Annotated in this window: 2 protein-coding genes; both read left to right on the forward strand. The window is 63.1% G+C overall.

The window, feature by feature from the left end; all coding sequences use genetic code 11:
- Positions 1–130: 130 nt before the first annotated feature.
- Positions 131–952 carry a tRNA (adenosine(37)-N6)-threonylcarbamoyltransferase complex dimerization subunit type 1 TsaB gene (gene tsaB, locus B2994_RS00830; RefSeq protein WP_291526516.1) on the forward strand — a complete coding sequence of 274 codons (822 nt, stop codon included), beginning with the start codon at positions 131–133 and terminating at the stop codon, positions 950–952.
- 15 nt (positions 953–967) lie between these two features.
- Positions 968–1,266, forward strand: a 299-nt coding sequence (locus B2994_RS00835) for a GNAT family N-acetyltransferase (protein ID WP_414630613.1), incomplete at its 3' end; no start/stop codon positions are given.

Raw genomic sequence — 1,266 nt, forward strand, 5'->3', positions numbered from 1 at the left:
TGGATCGCTCCGTGGACGGGCAATCGCCGATGGAGGATCCGACCAGCGCTGGCGTTAGAATCGTTTCCTTGGTGCCTTTGGGATCGGACTGGGAGGCACGGATCGCGCAATTCGGCAAGAAGGAGTAACCATGGCTGAGGCGGCTGCTTTGGGCGCTGCGCACAATGTGCTGGTGATCGACACGTCGTATGGGTCAACCGTCGGTATTGTCGGCCATGAGCCGATTGTGGAAACCGACTCGCGCACGCATGTCGAACGTCTGCAGGCCAATATCGCACGTGCCTGCACCGATGCCGGCCTCGCTCCGCGGGACCTTGACCGCATCATCGTGGGCACGGGCCCGGCGCCGTTCACCGGATTGCGCGCCGGCATCGTCGCGGCGAAGGCCCTGGCCTTCGCCACAGGAGCCGAATTGATCGGGCAGAACATCCTCGAGCCTCAGGCGCTGTGGAATCTGAAACGGCTCGAAGCGGAGCGCCGGACAGAGACATTCGAGGACCGTGGGCGCCATACGTTGACACTCGCCGTCAATGATGCGCGACGCAGGCAACTGTATTTCGAATTGCTCGATGCTGCCTCCTGCGGCGACGACACGCACCGGGACGTCCGGAAGGAGCCTCTCATCGCCATGGACATCGACTATCCACAGCGGATCGTCGAACGCGTGAACGCGGCCAACCAGCAGGGACTGACCGTTGACGTCGTAGGTCACGGCTCGGCGAAATACGCCGAGATTCTGGGGCGGATCGCACATGTCGGCGCAATGCTCGACGATTCGGTACTCGATCAGGGCCGTGCCGGATTGTCGATATTCGCTTCGGCCGCCGAGCGCACGCACCGCGTATTCCCCGATATGCCGGTGGAGCCTTTGTATCTGCGTCGTCCTGACGCCGCCGTACCCAATCCACTCAAGCACGTGCTTGGCCACGGCGGCGCAGCCAACAAGCGGTAAAGGCGGGGAGCGGGAATGATTACAGACATCTCCGCGCTGGACCGCGAATCCGTGATAGCCGCCATGACGAGGCTGGAATCCGAGCTGTTCGGGCGCGGCGCATGGAGCGAGAGCGCCATACGGCAGGAGCTTGACGCCCCGGCCCGAACATATGTCGTTGACATAGCATCTGATGACGATTCCGAAACTGTCCCGGCCAACAGCATACGGGGCTATGCGGGATTCTGGTATGACGGCGACGACGCCGAGCTCATGACCATCGGCGTGGGTGAGCCCTACCAGCGGCGGGGCATCGCCGCCGCGCTTCTGCAGCG

The sequence above is a fragment of the Bifidobacterium sp. UBA744 genome (genome assembly GCA_002298605.1).
Taxonomy (GTDB): Bacteria; Actinomycetota; Actinomycetes; order Actinomycetales; family Bifidobacteriaceae; genus Bifidobacterium.